Raw genomic sequence first — 13,694 nt, 5'->3', positions numbered from 1 at the left:
CGTTGAAAGATATCGTGCATGATTCACTTTCAACCGCTCAATTATTCAATTATTCAGTTATTCAGCAAAAAAAAGTCGCAGCTTTTTGGGCTGCGACTCTAGTTAAAAGAATATACCTTATTTGAGCTATGGTTAATGAACCAGATTAGCGACACCGTGTGCAGATAACAGAACACAGTAACTGAAAGCCATTAATACAGATGCCAGCATTACTAATTTCGAAACAAGTTTCCATGCTGGAATTACTTTGTAATCATTTTGTGGACGCAATGTAATTGTTGTCATAGGTATTGTTTTTTGGATGATAAAATGGATAAAAAGAACAATTCAAACTTACTCATAACATTTTGAGCTTGCAATAAGAGTTTTACCCTATTTTAATAGTAATATTACTATGCCGTTTTCACCAGAAATGGGTAAAAAACTGGCAAAGTAATTGCCTTAGAGCCTTCTGCCTTAATTTTGAAACCATTAGCATTAATAAAAAAGTAACAAAACGAAACCTATGTCGAACATTTTGATCATAGATGATGAAAAGGCCATACGGAAAACCTTAGGCGAAATTCTTTCTTACGAAGGATATAAGATTGAAGAGGCGATGGACGGGGAAGAGGGCCTGAAGAAATTCAAGGAAAAGCCTTTCGACGTTGTTCTTTGCGATATCAAAATGCCGAAGATCGATGGCATCGAGTTCCTCGAAAAAGCAAGGGAAGTAAATACGGATGTTCCCATCATAATGATCTCCGGCCACGGCAATATTGAAACAGCCGTAGAAGCCGTAAAGAAAGGTGCGTTTGATTATATCTCCAAGCCGCCGGATCTTAACAGGCTGCTGATTACCATTCGCAATGCGATGGACAAAACTTCTCTTGTTACTGAAACCAAGGTGCTGAAACGCAAGGTGAGCAAGGTGCAGGAGATCATTGGCGATGCCGCACCTATACAACGTATCAAAGACACTATTGAGAAAGTCGCACCAACGGAGGCACGGGTACTTATCACCGGCGAAAACGGCGTGGGTAAAGAACTCGTGGCAAGATGGCTGCATGAAAAAAGCAACCGGGCTTCGGGGCCATTGGTGGAAGTGAACTGTGCGGCCATTCCGGGTGAGCTGATTGAAAGCGAATTGTTTGGTCACGAAAAAGGGTCATTTACTTCAGCGATCAAGCAACGCATCGGCAAGTTTGAACAAGCGCAAGGCGGTACACTTTTCCTGGATGAAATAGGAGATATGAGCCTGAGCGCACAGGCGAAAGTGCTGCGTGCCTTGCAGGAGGCAAAGATTACCCGCGTGGGCGGTGATAAAGAAATCTCCGTGGACGTGCGTGTGATTGCCGCAACCAATAAGGATTTGCTGAAAGAAGTAGAGGAAAAGAATTTCCGTCTCGATTTATACCATCGTCTTAGTGTGATCCTCATTCACGTTCCTTCACTAAACGAAAGGCGTGATGATGTTCCCCTTTTAACTGATAAATTTCTCGAAGACATCTGTGCAGACTATGGCATCGCGAAAAAAGCCATTGACAAAGAAGCGCTTGACGAACTGAAAAATTACAACTGGAGCGGTAATATCCGTGAACTTAGAAACGTTGTGGAGCGTCTTGTAATTCTTTCCGGCAAAACGATTACGAGGGAGGATGTGGTGAATAATGTAGTGCCGAGAAGATAATTAATAATTAATAATTAAGAATTAATAGGTGCTGCATTTTTATTCGAAGCAAGATTGATTACGTTCAACAATTAATAGAGCCGCATTCCTGAGTGAATGCGGCTCTATTAATTGTTAATTATTAATTATTAATTGCTGCGGCTAAACAGTCAGCATATTACCAACCGCTCCCACGCTCACCTCCACAGGTTCCGCAGCCGCCACATGTTTTATAATCAGCACACTCGGTATATGTTCCAGCCAAACGCTTTTGCTGGCGGCAAGCGTGTTCCAGCTGTCGTAGCTGATGAGCATGAGGCTGAATTTTGACAGCAGGGATTTGTTGATGGTTCTGTCAGTGGCGAGTTCAATAGAAGCGGGGTATTCATTCCGTATTTCTGCTACTTCTCTGTCCCAGCGCTCGTTTTGATGTACATTGCTCAGCGCATCCAGCACTACTAGTTTTGATTGATTGTTCTGAATAAATTTCCTCGCATATCTCAACAACGATTCATCAGATGGATGAAAGATCGGCATGAAAATATCTTTCGAGTTGTGATAATCTTTGTCAATAAAAACGCCAATGCTGCATTTCGCTTCCTCAATAAACATGGCGGCTTTCTGATCAATCATGTCGTTTGTTGGCAGCAATTGCGGCATCAATTTTTTATCCCCTGTAATCGTCTTCAATAAATTTTCAGGATACAAAACTTTTGTTGCGTGGAACAGGTTGCCGAGGAAAGTTCCTTTCAGCAACGATTTGCCGGCATCTACCAGCATGAAGTCGTAGTGTTCATCCTCAGCGATTTTGATAATCTCTCTGCGCACATCGATCACTGGTTGGTAACGCGTATCGAGCTGAACTTTCATTTTCTTCGCTTCATCACGTATGTGCGAAAAGCTTTCTTTTTCAAACTCGTCAATTTGCGCTGTGGTAATATCCGGATTGTAAGTAAGATTGATCGCCGTAATCTGGTTGTTCAATTGCTTTTTTCCCATTAGCTGGGCCGCAAGTTGCAATAGTTTTCTACCGCTTTCTGCAGCATCGAAAGAAAGCAATATTTTGAAAGCATGATGATTGTCCGGCACAACTGCAGATGCCGTTTTTGCTCTTCGTCTATCTGACCTGTTGAGAAGATCAAGCGCAGGGCCGGTCATAAAAGTTGTGATAATAGCCATCAGCACCATCATGGCAAATACCTGCGGAGAAAGAATGCCAAGGTCATAGCCGATATTCAGTACAACAAGTTCCATCAGCCCGCGCGTATTCATCAACGCACCGATGGCAAGGCTATCGCGCCAGCTTTGTCCCATAATGCGCGCCGCAAAAGCACTTCCGCCAAATTTGCCAACAACCGCCACAAGCGTTATTCCACCACAGATCAGCCACAATTCAGCAGTATTCAGTAAACCAATTTGTGTACGCAAACCTGTCAACACAAAGAACAAAGGAAGCAGGAGCACAATGCTGATGTCTTCCACTTTATCGGTTACAATTTTTCTGAAATTAAAATTATCAGGCATGATTACACCGGCAAGAAAAGCGCCGAACAATGCGTGAATGCCGATCACTTCTGTTGCATATGCAGAACCCAGCAGGATCATGAATACAAATGCCATCACGGCTTTGCTCACCATTTCGCGACCTGCGTAAATGCTGCCCAATCTGTTTAAAAACGGTTTCAAAACCATCAACATAAACAGCACATAAGCTATTGCCAATGCGATGGTGTACAGCGCTGTTACAAATGTGCCCGCCTTTACAATAGCGATAACGGCAGCAAGAATGCACCACGCAGTTACATCGTCTGCAGCAGCGCAGGTGAGGGCCATTGTGCCAAGTTTTGTTTTGGTTAAACCACGCTCTTGTATGATGCGTGCCAGCACGGGAAACGCAGTTATGCTCATTGCAATACCGAGAAACAATGCAAAGGATAAGAATGAAATACTGGTGGGTGCAAATTGTGTATACAGTACACAAGCGAGCCCCATACCTAATGTATAGGGAATAATAATGCTTGCATGGCTGATCACCACTGCATCCTTCGCCTGTTTGCGAATATGGTTTACATCCAGTTCCATTCCAATTACGAACATGAAGAGCATTAAGCCTATCTGGCTGAGAAAATTAAGATTGCCCAAGGAAGCCGCAGGAAATAGAAAACCTGAAATGCCGGGGAAAAACAATCCCAACACAGAAGGACCCAATACAATGCCTGCTATGATTTCTCCGATAACGGCTGGCTGTCCAATTTTATTAAAGATGAATCCGAAAGCACGTGCGACAACAACGATCGTGATGATCTGCAAAAGCAATATCGCTGAAGGGTGTGTAAGACTATGATGAAGGGAATCTGTAAATAACCCAAAACTGTTTCCTGACACGGGCTTATGGGCATGATTCAATCCCGCTTTTTGAAGCTTGGTTCCGAATTGCGCTATAAAGTAAATCGCAGTACCACAAAAAGCCACGACCAGTGTGTAAAATAACAGACTCAATTTTCTCATAAACGACACTTGGGATAAAGTTTCTACCTCTAAATACCATTCAATATTACTACTCATTTAGCTAAATTTAAAATCGTAGTGATTAATTAATAGTTAGAAAGCTGGGTAGTTATAGCGGAGAAGGGTGGTGTACGAATGATGAATGGGGTTCTGTGCTGCACGCTGATTTACCACTAAGACACTAAGGGCACTAAGCCCCACTAAGAAAAGCCTAAACTATAGACAGCCCTTAGTGAAACTTAGTGCCCTTAGTGTCTTAGTGGTAAGTATTCGGGAGTTTGAAGTTTACGATTAGCCGAAATAATGTTGAAACTATTAATTAAACCGCCACAAGATCTTCCTCAACTACCACATTCTTCTTTGATGTTTTGTTTCTGCGGCCCCACCAAATGATAACTCCGGTTATGGGCAAACTTGTCGCAAACAAGCAGGCAATGAAATACAATATCTTGGAGAACGTTCCGAAAATTTCGCCGGTATGAATGGCTTTCGCAAGCGTAACAATCTTTTGTCCCGTTGTCTTTTCTGCAAAGCGTTCCACCTTCATCACTTGTGCCGTGTATTGATCAATCATTAATCGATCTGCAGCAGGAGAGGCAAAGAAACCTTCTTTGCTTTTCTGCACGGTAATTACTCCATCATTGTCTTTCGGCAAAGAAATTTTTGTAGTCAAATCGCCGGTAAACACCTCGCCCGATTTTGCCAGCGCCGCTTCAATGGAGATAGCGGTCAGGCTGTCAGTATTTGCAGCAGACTTCATTTCATTCTCTTGTCCCTTTTTCATTGGGGTAACACCCAGGGCTTTTGAGAAACCGGCTTTGTACCAGTCAAATCCCATAACGGGCCCGGTGATGGCCATAATGGTTATGAAGAGAAATGTGTAAAAACCAATTGCTTTGTGCAAATCAAAATTGAAACGCTTGCCTGATGCATTGCGCTTCACCACAAAGCCTTGTTTCCATAAATGTTTTTTCTTCCAGCTTTTTATTTTAGCGGGGAACCACAACATCATTCCGGTTATCTGCAAAAGGATCATCAAAATAGCCGCAGTGCCTGTAATGGCGGCGCCTATGTCGTGGTTGTCTATCAGCAGCCATCTGTGAAACTGCATCACAAAAAGAAAGAATTTTGCAGAAGGTGTTTGCACATCTCCCAACACTTTTCCTGAATAAGGATTCACATAAAAGTTTTTCATCTGAACCCTTTCATTCTTTTTTCTTTGAGGCCCGGCTTTTTCGTCTTTACCGTTTCTGCCTTCTGCTTTTGGTGGTGCAGATTGCATCTCTTTCATATCAGCTTGAGGCTTGCTCTTCTTGTCTTCTTTGGGGCGCATTGAAAAAATCCACGCTTCCGTATTGCTTTGCGGTATTTGAATCGCCGCAGTAACCATCCCTTTCTTTTCATTTTCTACCAATACTTTCAACTGGTCGGCTGTCAATTTCGCTGCACCTTCAGCCGTTTTAATCGTGTACAAATCGCGATCAAACCACTGCGTAATCTCTTTATTGAAAACATATACTGTTCCGGAAAAACAAATAAAGAATAGAAAAAGGGCGCACGGAATGCCTACCCATAAATGCATCAGATGAATTACCCTGCGGAACGTCAATTTTTTTTTCATGCTATTATTCAAAGTAAAATCAATTTGGAAATTTGAAGATTTGAAAATTTGAAAATTGAGGATTTGTGCAAAACGTCAAATACCAAAATATACAACGCATTAATTTTAGACATTAGGCCATATAAGGAACAATGGAAGGTGCAACACCTTCCATTGTCAAATTTTCAAATCTTCAAATTTTCAAATTGGTTTTATAGTATTAATTAGTATTAAATTAAAATCTGTAAGCAACTGTAGCCATGAACTGTCTTGGAGGAATCGGGTTGATGCTATAGTTTTCATGCACATAGTAGTTGAAAGTATTGGTAATGTTGGAAAGCTTTGCCAATACGGATATGTGTTTGAAAGTATAACCGGCAGACAGATCAATTGTAGTGAATCCACTCACTGGGATAAGTCTTGATTTGGTATAAGCGCCGGCTGGTTTAGAAGGATCTTTTGTATCGTTCCATCCACCGAAGCGGTCGCCAATGTAAACAACCGTTGCACCAACTTTGAAACCTTTCAATTTGCTGTCCTGTGCAAAATTGTAGAACACGCTACCATTTGCTGTATTTGCAGGAGTGTTCACCAGTCTTTGTCCTTCCACGTAGTTGCCTTTTACATCTGGCGTGTTCGTGTAGCGCATGTTGTTGTAGCTATAACCTGCAATGATATCAAGACCTCTCAAAGGATGTGCAGTGATGTCAAGCTCTACACCATCGCTGGTAGTTTCACCCGCCAAAACTTTGATGTTGGTATTGCTGTTTGGTGTACCATCAGCAAGGAAAGGTGCAGTTTGCGCAAGATTGTTATTTACAATTCTGTAAACAGTTACGTTCGCAGACAATTTACCGTTAAAGAAATCATTTTTTACACCTACTTCATATTGGTTCACAATAGAAGGATCAAGTTGCTTGTAGTTAATATCGGTACCAGTGTTAACCACGAAGTTGTTTGAATAGCTTGCGAAGATTGACGTGTGCTCAAATGGTCTGTACACGATACCTGCTCTTGGAGAAAAAGCTTTGTCCACTTTGTCTGATCCCATTGTTTTTACATTCGTTGTGTACAACAATGTATCCGGAGCTTTAGAATCCTGATATGACCAACGAACGCCCACCAATACTTTTACTTTTGATGAAAGGCTGATCAAATCCTGCACATACGCACCAAAGCGATTTACAGGCTGGTGACCAAGACGCAATTTTGTTGCTTCAGGAATATCTGTGCGGGCAATGAATTTTGTATCATCATAAATATTGATGGTATCGTAAATGCCGCCTTTTACATTAGCCAGGTTGTAAGTGTAGTTAGTTGTGTAAAATCTGTCCGCATCTACACCGGCAAGTAAAGTATGCTCGATAAATGCTGTTTTGAATTTACCGGTAAGGTCAACTGATCCAACGTAATAATCTTCCCTTGTATATAGTTTATTGATCGGGCGTGGCAGGTTACCATTTGCAGCCGCCTGCATTCTTTCGATAGAGTAGTAGTCTCTTTTGTACATCTGGTAAGATCCGTTTGCAGTGATCGTCCAGTTATCGTTCAACTGATGTTTCAAAGTGAAACCTGCAGAAGACTGGTCTGTTTTAGCATACTGCCAGTTTGTGCCAAGGAACCTGTTTCTTGGTAATTTTGAAATAGCAGAATCTGCAACAGAAGGAATACCAAAATCAGGAGTAAAGTTGTGGTGCAGGTAATCTCCCTGTACCAATAACTCCGTGCGTTTGCCGAGTTTGAACAAAAGAGAAGGGTTAACATAATAGCGTTCGCTTTTTACCACATCGCGATAGCTTTTTGAATTTTCGTAAGTACCATTGAGGCGGAACGCAATTGTTTTGCTGATTGGTCCGTACACATCAAAAGATGGTTTGTACAACGCATTGCTTCCCGCACGCATTGACACTTCGCCGCCGTACTGGAACTTAGGTTGTTTGGTCACCATGTTCAAAATACCACCGGGAGCAACGTTTCCAAACAAAATTGCTGCGCTTCCTTTTAGAACTTCCACTCTTTCAAGAGAGCTTACTTCCGGCATTGCGCCAGAGTTTACGCGGGCTCCGTTCTTGAACATATTGTTGCTACCAAAGCTGTAACCACGACCGGAAAAAGCTTCCTGTGTTGAACCTCTTGTAGTAGCAAGATAAATGCCGTTTACATTTTTCACCACATCGCTCAGGCGCTGTGATTGCTGATCTGTAATGATATCTTTATTGATAACGCTGATGCTTTGCGGAAGATCCATCGGATCGATTGGCGCTTTCCCAATGCTCAGAGGTTTTGCGTTAAGACCTCTTTTCGCGTTCACGATCACTTCATCAAGTTCTTTTGAAGTTTCTTTCAAAACAAAACTTGCTTCCGTTGTATTTCCCGCTGTTACTGCAACCTCTGTGGATTGTGTTTGCAGGCCCGAGTAGGAAACAACGAGTGTGTAATGGCCAACCTTTACATTGCGTAGGGAAAAAGTACCGTCTTCATTTGAAATAGTTCCTTTTGAAGTTTCCTTAAGAATAACATTTACATAAGCTGCCGGCTTCCCGTCTGTCGTTGTGATTTTTCCATTAATAGCGCCAGTCTGAACAATTACGTTCATTGTGTCTGTCTGCGCGATTACTTCGATATTTCCTGTCTGTGCGAATCCATTGATTGTGCTGAATAAAACTGATAGCAGTAGTAAATAGAGATATTTCACTTTGGTCAATTTTTTTGCAAAAAAACTACGAAGCAAACTTTAAACAGTGCCGGATCGGGAAAAACGGTTTACGGTATCGGGAAAAAGTAAGAAGCTGCGCATCCAGGTTTACCACTAAGGCGTGAGAATCAATTAGGTTAGCTAAGGAATGATAAAGCAATATGCTTTTCATAGAAGTTCACACATCAGACAAATTCCCTTAGTGGAACTAAGTGGCCTTAGTGTCTTAGTGGTAAAAAGGGGCCTTGCTTGCACAGCTACCCCAAATGCCCTAAATTCACTACATGCGTAAACTACTCTCCACCATACTGTTGCCCATCTTATCAATCACGGCACAGGGACAATCATTGGATGATTTTCAAAAACAGAAATTTACCCATGGCGGCGACACACTGTTGTACAGGGTTCAGTACCCGCTGAACAATGTGCCGTCCAAAAAGTACCCGCTGGTGATAGTGTTGCATGGATCAGGAGAAAGGGGAAATGACAACGAGGCACAGCTAAAGTGGGGCGGCGATCTGTTTGCCAACCCCGCCAACAGGGAAAAATTTCCCGCTATTGTAGTATTTCCGCAATGCCCGTCAACCGATTCCTGGGGACGAGTAGGAGGAAGCCGGAGCGCCGATTCTTCGCAACGCTTTAGCTTTTTGTCAAACGAGCCAACCGGCAAATCGCTGGAGCTGGTGCTCGAACTAATAGAGTCTATGGTCAAATCCGGAAAAGTAGATCGCAAGCGCATTTATATTGGCGGCTTGTCCATGGGAGGCTTTGGCACATTTGAGGCGCTTTGGCGAAAACCAAAATTATTTGCCGCAGCATTTCCCATTTGCGGTGGTGGCGACACTACTAAGGTTGGTGCATACGCAAAAAAATTCCCGATTCACGTTTTTCATGGCACGATTGATCCTGTTGTTGGCGTAAATTATTCCCGCTCAATGGTGGCAGCACTGGAAAAAGCCGGAGCCAACGTGCAGTATACAGAATATCCCGGTGTAGGACATAACAGCTGGAAAAATGCTTTTGCCGAACCGGATTTCTTGCCATGGCTGTTTGCGCAGAAGAAGTAGTGAGCACACGGATGACACGGATTGGACTGATTTGCACTGATTTTTTTGATTTGAAATTTGAGATTTGAGATTTGCCTGATCCCTCAAATTGCAATGTCGTCGTTTAGATGGCGAGAAGGCTTCGACAAGTTCAGCCTGACAGCGCGAACGGGTTGTCAGGCTGAGCTTGTCGAAGCCTGGTTAAACAGGATGGTGATTGCGAATCCCTCGTGACTAAACGACATTGAATTTCAAATCTTGAATTTCAAATTTCAAATCAAACATTCAGATAGAAGCCTTTAAAAAATCCGTGCAAATCAGTCCAATCAGCGTCATCTGTGTTCCTCTCTCACTGCAATATCTTATCCTATTCTTGCATTATGTTACCACGCTTGCTTTTCAAAGAAATACTTGCTTTCTTCATTTTTTCGACGTTTCGTTTTCCTGAAATACCTTATTTTACAGCATATTCCAGCGCTTTTGGCTCATTTCAAACCTTCTCTTCAGTTTATCGAACGCGATGATTTCTACCGCAAAAAAATATTTTAATTACCCACGCTTATATTTTGTTTAAAAAAAATTAAATATATATTTGTGGTATAGTATAGAATAGTATAGAAACCGAGCCTTATCCAAATACTTCCGAGCCAGAAGTAATGACCAGTCAAACTAACAATTGCCATAAAATGAATAACAAACCAACTTGCTGTGAGACGCTTTACGCGCCTTTAAAAAAGGAGTCTTTCTCTCCGCCATCTTCCCATTACACAAAACAAAGTATACACAAAGAAATAGCTGACTAAAGCGATTTCGACATTTTCAAAAACAAAGAATGAACCCTTTGTTCAGGAGGTTGCGCATGCATCCTTCCGGCAGCGTCATGAATATTACTTACAACTCTAAAATGCTTGTTTATGAGATTGTTTTCAAACAGCGATAGTGTTTCGCTATCTGCACGAAAGCATGGTTTGTTTGCACTAAACAAACTGCTTTTATTCTTTCTCTTTAGTATCACCGGCAGTATTGCTTTTTCCCAGGACAACAATAAGATCACCGTTACCGGTAGGGTAACAGACTCCACAGGTGCGTTGATCGAAAGAGCCAACATTATTGCAGTTGGGAAAAAAGGCGTCGGTACTACCACCGATGTCAATGGAAGATTTGTACTGGATGTAGATCCGGGCACACAAATTTCCATCTCTTACATAGGGTATCAAACAAAAACAGTTACCGCAACAGCTACTTCAAAAACATTCAATGTGGTGCTGGCACATGCCATTAACAAAGCAGAAGATGAGGTGATCATTACTGCATATGGCCGCAAACAAAGAAAGGAAGCCGTGGTAGGATCCGTGACAGCAGTGGCTCCGGGCGATCTTAAAATTCCGGCGAGCAATCTTACCACCGCACTCGCGGGACAGGTGGCCGGTGTTATTGCTTATTCAAAAACCGGGCAGCCAGGTATGGATAACGCTTCATTCTTTGTAAGAGGTGTTACCACGTTTGGTTACAAGCAAGACCCGTTGATTCTTATCGACAACGTTGAGCTTACCGCTTCTGATCTTGCACGCCTGCAGGTAGATGACATCGCCAGCTTTTCTATTTTGAAAGATGCCAGCGCAACGGCCCTGTATGGTGCGAGAGGTGCAAACGGTGTCATTCTCGTTTCTACAAAAGAAGGTAAAGAAGGCAAGTCAAAGATCAATTTCCGTTTCGAAAATTCCTTCTCACAATCAGCAAAAAATCTGCAGATTTCAGATCCGGTTACCTACATGAATATGTACAACGAAGCTGCAGGTTACACCGTATACGATCCAAATAAGATAGCCAACACCAAAGCTACGATGGACAAAGCGCCGGGCAGCAATGAGTTTGTGTATCCGGCAGTTAACTGGATGGATATGTTGTTCAAGAAAACAACTTCCAATCAAAGAGCCAACATGAGTGTAAGCGGTGGTGGCGGCGTTGCGAAATATTATATCGCCGGATCTTACAACGTAGATCATGGTATTTTGAAGCAGGACATTCGTAACAACAACAATAACAATGTTAATTTCAAAAACTATCAGTTACGCGCAAACGTAAACGTCAATCTGACCAAAACTACAGAAATGATCGTGCGTATGTCGGGCAACTTTAACGAATACAATGGCCCGCTGAGTGCTGATAATAATTTCTCTACAAGCCTTTACAGCGAAGCATTGCACTCAAGCGCGGTTGATTTTCCGGCATACTTTGAGCCAGATTCCGCAAATATGAATGCACAGCACATTCTGTTTGGCAACGTAGCAAATACAAATGGCGACGCATCTGTGTACACAAACCCTTACGCATCGCTGTTGAGGGGCCACAAGAATTTTTCAGAGTCACGGATGTCTGCTCAATTGGAACTAAACCAGAATTTGAGATTCATTACAGACGGGCTAACGTTCCGGGCATTGTTCAATACAAACAGGTATTCCTATTTCCAATCGGCAATGGCCTATGCGCCATATTACTACCAGGTGAAAACGTATGACAGAGTAACCAATGACTACACGTTATATTGGATAAATCACTCGCCGGGCGATGCAAGAGAATATCTGATCTATTATCCTGATCAACAACTGACGAACATCAATGCATTCTATTATTTCCAGGGTACGCTTGATTACAACAAAAGACTTGGCGATCACAACGTCAGTGGATCATTGGTAGGAACCGCACAACAAACTCTTTACTATAACAAGAAAGATGAGTGGGGAAATTATATTGATCCTTCAGTCAATCCGGGAAGGGCTTTGGAAGAAGCTTTACCTTTCCGAAACCTGGGATTGGCGGGACGTGCAACCTACTCATACAAAAACAAATACTTCGCAGAATTCAACTTTGGATATAACGGTTCCGAACGTTTTGATGAAAATCACCGCTTCGGTTTCTTCCCCACGATCGGTGCGAGCTGGATCGTATCAAAAGAAAAATTCTGGGAGCCATTGGAGAATGTAATTGATCGTTTCAAAGTGAGAGCAAGCTATGGTTACGCAGGTAACGATGCCATCAGTCCAAGACGCTTTTTCTATAAATCAGACGTTAACCTGAACGGTGGCAACGGTGCTTCATTTGGAACAAATAACAGTGAGTCAAAAAATGGTGTAAGCGTTAAGGCCTACCCAAATCCGGAGATTACATGGGAAACATCACAAATGCTGAACCTTGGCGTGGAGATGACACTTTTCAAAAACATCAACGTCGTTGCTGAGTTTTTCAAAAAACATACCTACAACATTTTGCAGCAGCGCATTACCCAGTCCACTATGGGCCTGGAAGCGGCGATGAGTTCGAATGTTGGTTCGCTTAACAGCAAAGGAGTTGATCTTTCCCTTGATTACAAAAAGAATTTCAACAAGGACCTGTGGGCTTCTGTGAGAGCGAATTTCACTTACTCTACCAACTTGTATGAACACTATGAAGATCCGCAGTGGGAAGAACCATGGAGAGTTATTTCAGGCAACCAGCCTTCCGGTAAAGCGAGAGTATATCTTGCAGAGAGATTGTTTGTAGATGACGCAGAAGCAAAGAACTCGCCTATACAATCTTTCGGCGATGGCCGCGTAATGCCAAAAGGTGGTGACATCAAATACCGCGACATGAACGGCGATGGCGTTATTGATTACAAAGACATGGTGTTTGCCGGTTATCCTTATGTGCCTGAAATCGTTTATGGCTTTGGTTTCTCTACAGGTTACAAAGGCTTTGATCTGTCAGCATTCTTCCAGGGACAATCACACAACTCGTTCTTCATTGATCCGGTAAAAGTAAGTCCGTTCATTCCAAGCAGAGAATACAATATTGCAGGCCCAACACAACTGCTGCAACAATTTTCAGACAACCATTGGTCAGAGAGCAACCAAAACCAATACGCAATGTTCCCGAGATTTCACACAACTGCTTCTGACAACGCAAACAATGAACAGGGAAGCACATGGTGGATGCGCGACGGGCGTTTCCTGAGATTGAAATCGCTTGAAGTTGGTTACACATTGCCAAGGGACATCACAAAAAGAATGCACCTGGCCAACTGCAGAATTTATTTCAACGGCATGAACCTCTTTACATGGAGCCCATTCAAAATATGGGATCCTGAATTGCAGGGAAATGGCTTCGCTTACCCAATTCAAAAAGTGATGAACATTGGCCTGAATGTTAATCTGTAAAAAC

Annotated in this window: 7 protein-coding genes; 3 read left to right on the top strand and 4 right to left on the bottom strand. The window is 42.5% G+C overall.

Going from position 1 to position 13,694, the window contains the following annotated elements; genetic code table 11:
• Window positions 1–132 precede the first annotated feature (132 nt).
• Window positions 133–285, bottom strand: coding sequence for a hypothetical protein (locus tag KTO63_RS00705; protein WP_217789196.1), 153 nt, complete (start codon window positions 283–285; stop codon window positions 133–135).
• Window positions 286–505: 220 nt separating this feature from the next.
• Here KTO63_RS00705 and KTO63_RS00700 point away from each other — a divergent pair, with 220 nt between their 5' ends.
• The gene (locus KTO63_RS00700; protein ID WP_217789195.1) at window positions 506–1,669 is read left to right on the top strand and encodes a sigma-54-dependent transcriptional regulator; all 1,164 of its coding nucleotides are present in this window, start codon (window positions 506–508) and stop codon (window positions 1,667–1,669) included.
• A 141-nt stretch (window positions 1,670–1,810) separates the two neighbouring features.
• Here the strand turns inward: KTO63_RS00700 and KTO63_RS00695 are convergent, their stop codons facing one another.
• From KTO63_RS00695 to KTO63_RS00685, 3 genes are all read right to left on the bottom strand, one after another.
• A complete protein-coding gene (locus KTO63_RS00695; RefSeq protein WP_232372972.1) occupies window positions 1,811–4,213 on the bottom strand; it encodes a cation:proton antiporter domain-containing protein in 2,403 nt (800 codons plus the stop codon).
• A 262-nt stretch (window positions 4,214–4,475) separates the two neighbouring features.
• The gene (locus tag KTO63_RS00690) at window positions 4,476–5,777 is read right to left on the bottom strand and encodes a PepSY-associated TM helix domain-containing protein (protein ID WP_217789194.1); all 1,302 of its coding nucleotides are present in this window, start codon (window positions 5,775–5,777) and stop codon (window positions 4,476–4,478) included.
• 214 nt (window positions 5,778–5,991) lie between these two features.
• The gene (locus KTO63_RS00685; RefSeq protein ID WP_317195725.1) at window positions 5,992–8,451 is read right to left on the bottom strand and encodes a TonB-dependent receptor; all 2,460 of its coding nucleotides are present in this window, start codon (window positions 8,449–8,451) and stop codon (window positions 5,992–5,994) included.
• Between the two features lie 284 nt (window positions 8,452–8,735).
• Here KTO63_RS00685 and KTO63_RS00680 point away from each other — a divergent pair, with 284 nt between their 5' ends.
• Together KTO63_RS00680 and KTO63_RS00675 are read left to right on the top strand one after the other, a co-directional pair.
• Complete coding sequence (locus KTO63_RS00680) at window positions 8,736–9,518, top strand: carboxylesterase family protein (protein ID WP_217789192.1); 783 nt, start codon at window positions 8,736–8,738, stop codon at window positions 9,516–9,518.
• An 893-nt stretch (window positions 9,519–10,411) separates the two neighbouring features.
• Window positions 10,412–13,690, top strand: a complete 3,279-nt coding sequence (locus KTO63_RS00675; RefSeq protein WP_217789191.1) for a SusC/RagA family TonB-linked outer membrane protein — start codon at window positions 10,412–10,414, stop codon at window positions 13,688–13,690.
• Window positions 13,691–13,694 lie beyond the last annotated feature (4 nt).

It is taken from the genome of Pinibacter aurantiacus, assembly GCF_019130065.1.
Lineage (GTDB): Bacteria > Bacteroidota > Bacteroidia > Chitinophagales > Chitinophagaceae > Pinibacter > Pinibacter aurantiacus.
This window is presented reverse-complemented; position numbering and strand designations above follow the sequence as displayed.

Coding starts and splice junctions, on each gene's coding strand:
- KTO63_RS00705 (WP_217789196.1), bottom strand. CDS start 285: ATGACAACAATTACATTGCGTCCACAAAATGATTACAAAGTAATTCCA.
- KTO63_RS00700 (WP_217789195.1), top strand. CDS start 506: ATGTCGAACATTTTGATCATAGATGATGAAAAGGCCATACGGAAAACC.
- KTO63_RS00695 (WP_232372972.1), bottom strand. CDS start 4,213: ATGAGTAGTAATATTGAATGGTATTTAGAGGTAGAAACTTTATCCCAA.
- KTO63_RS00690 (WP_217789194.1), bottom strand. CDS start 5,777: ATGAAAAAAAAATTGACGTTCCGCAGGGTAATTCATCTGATGCATTTA.
- KTO63_RS00680 (WP_217789192.1), top strand. CDS start 8,736: ATGCGTAAACTACTCTCCACCATACTGTTGCCCATCTTATCAATCACG.
- KTO63_RS00675 (WP_217789191.1), top strand. CDS start 10,412: ATGAGATTGTTTTCAAACAGCGATAGTGTTTCGCTATCTGCACGAAAG.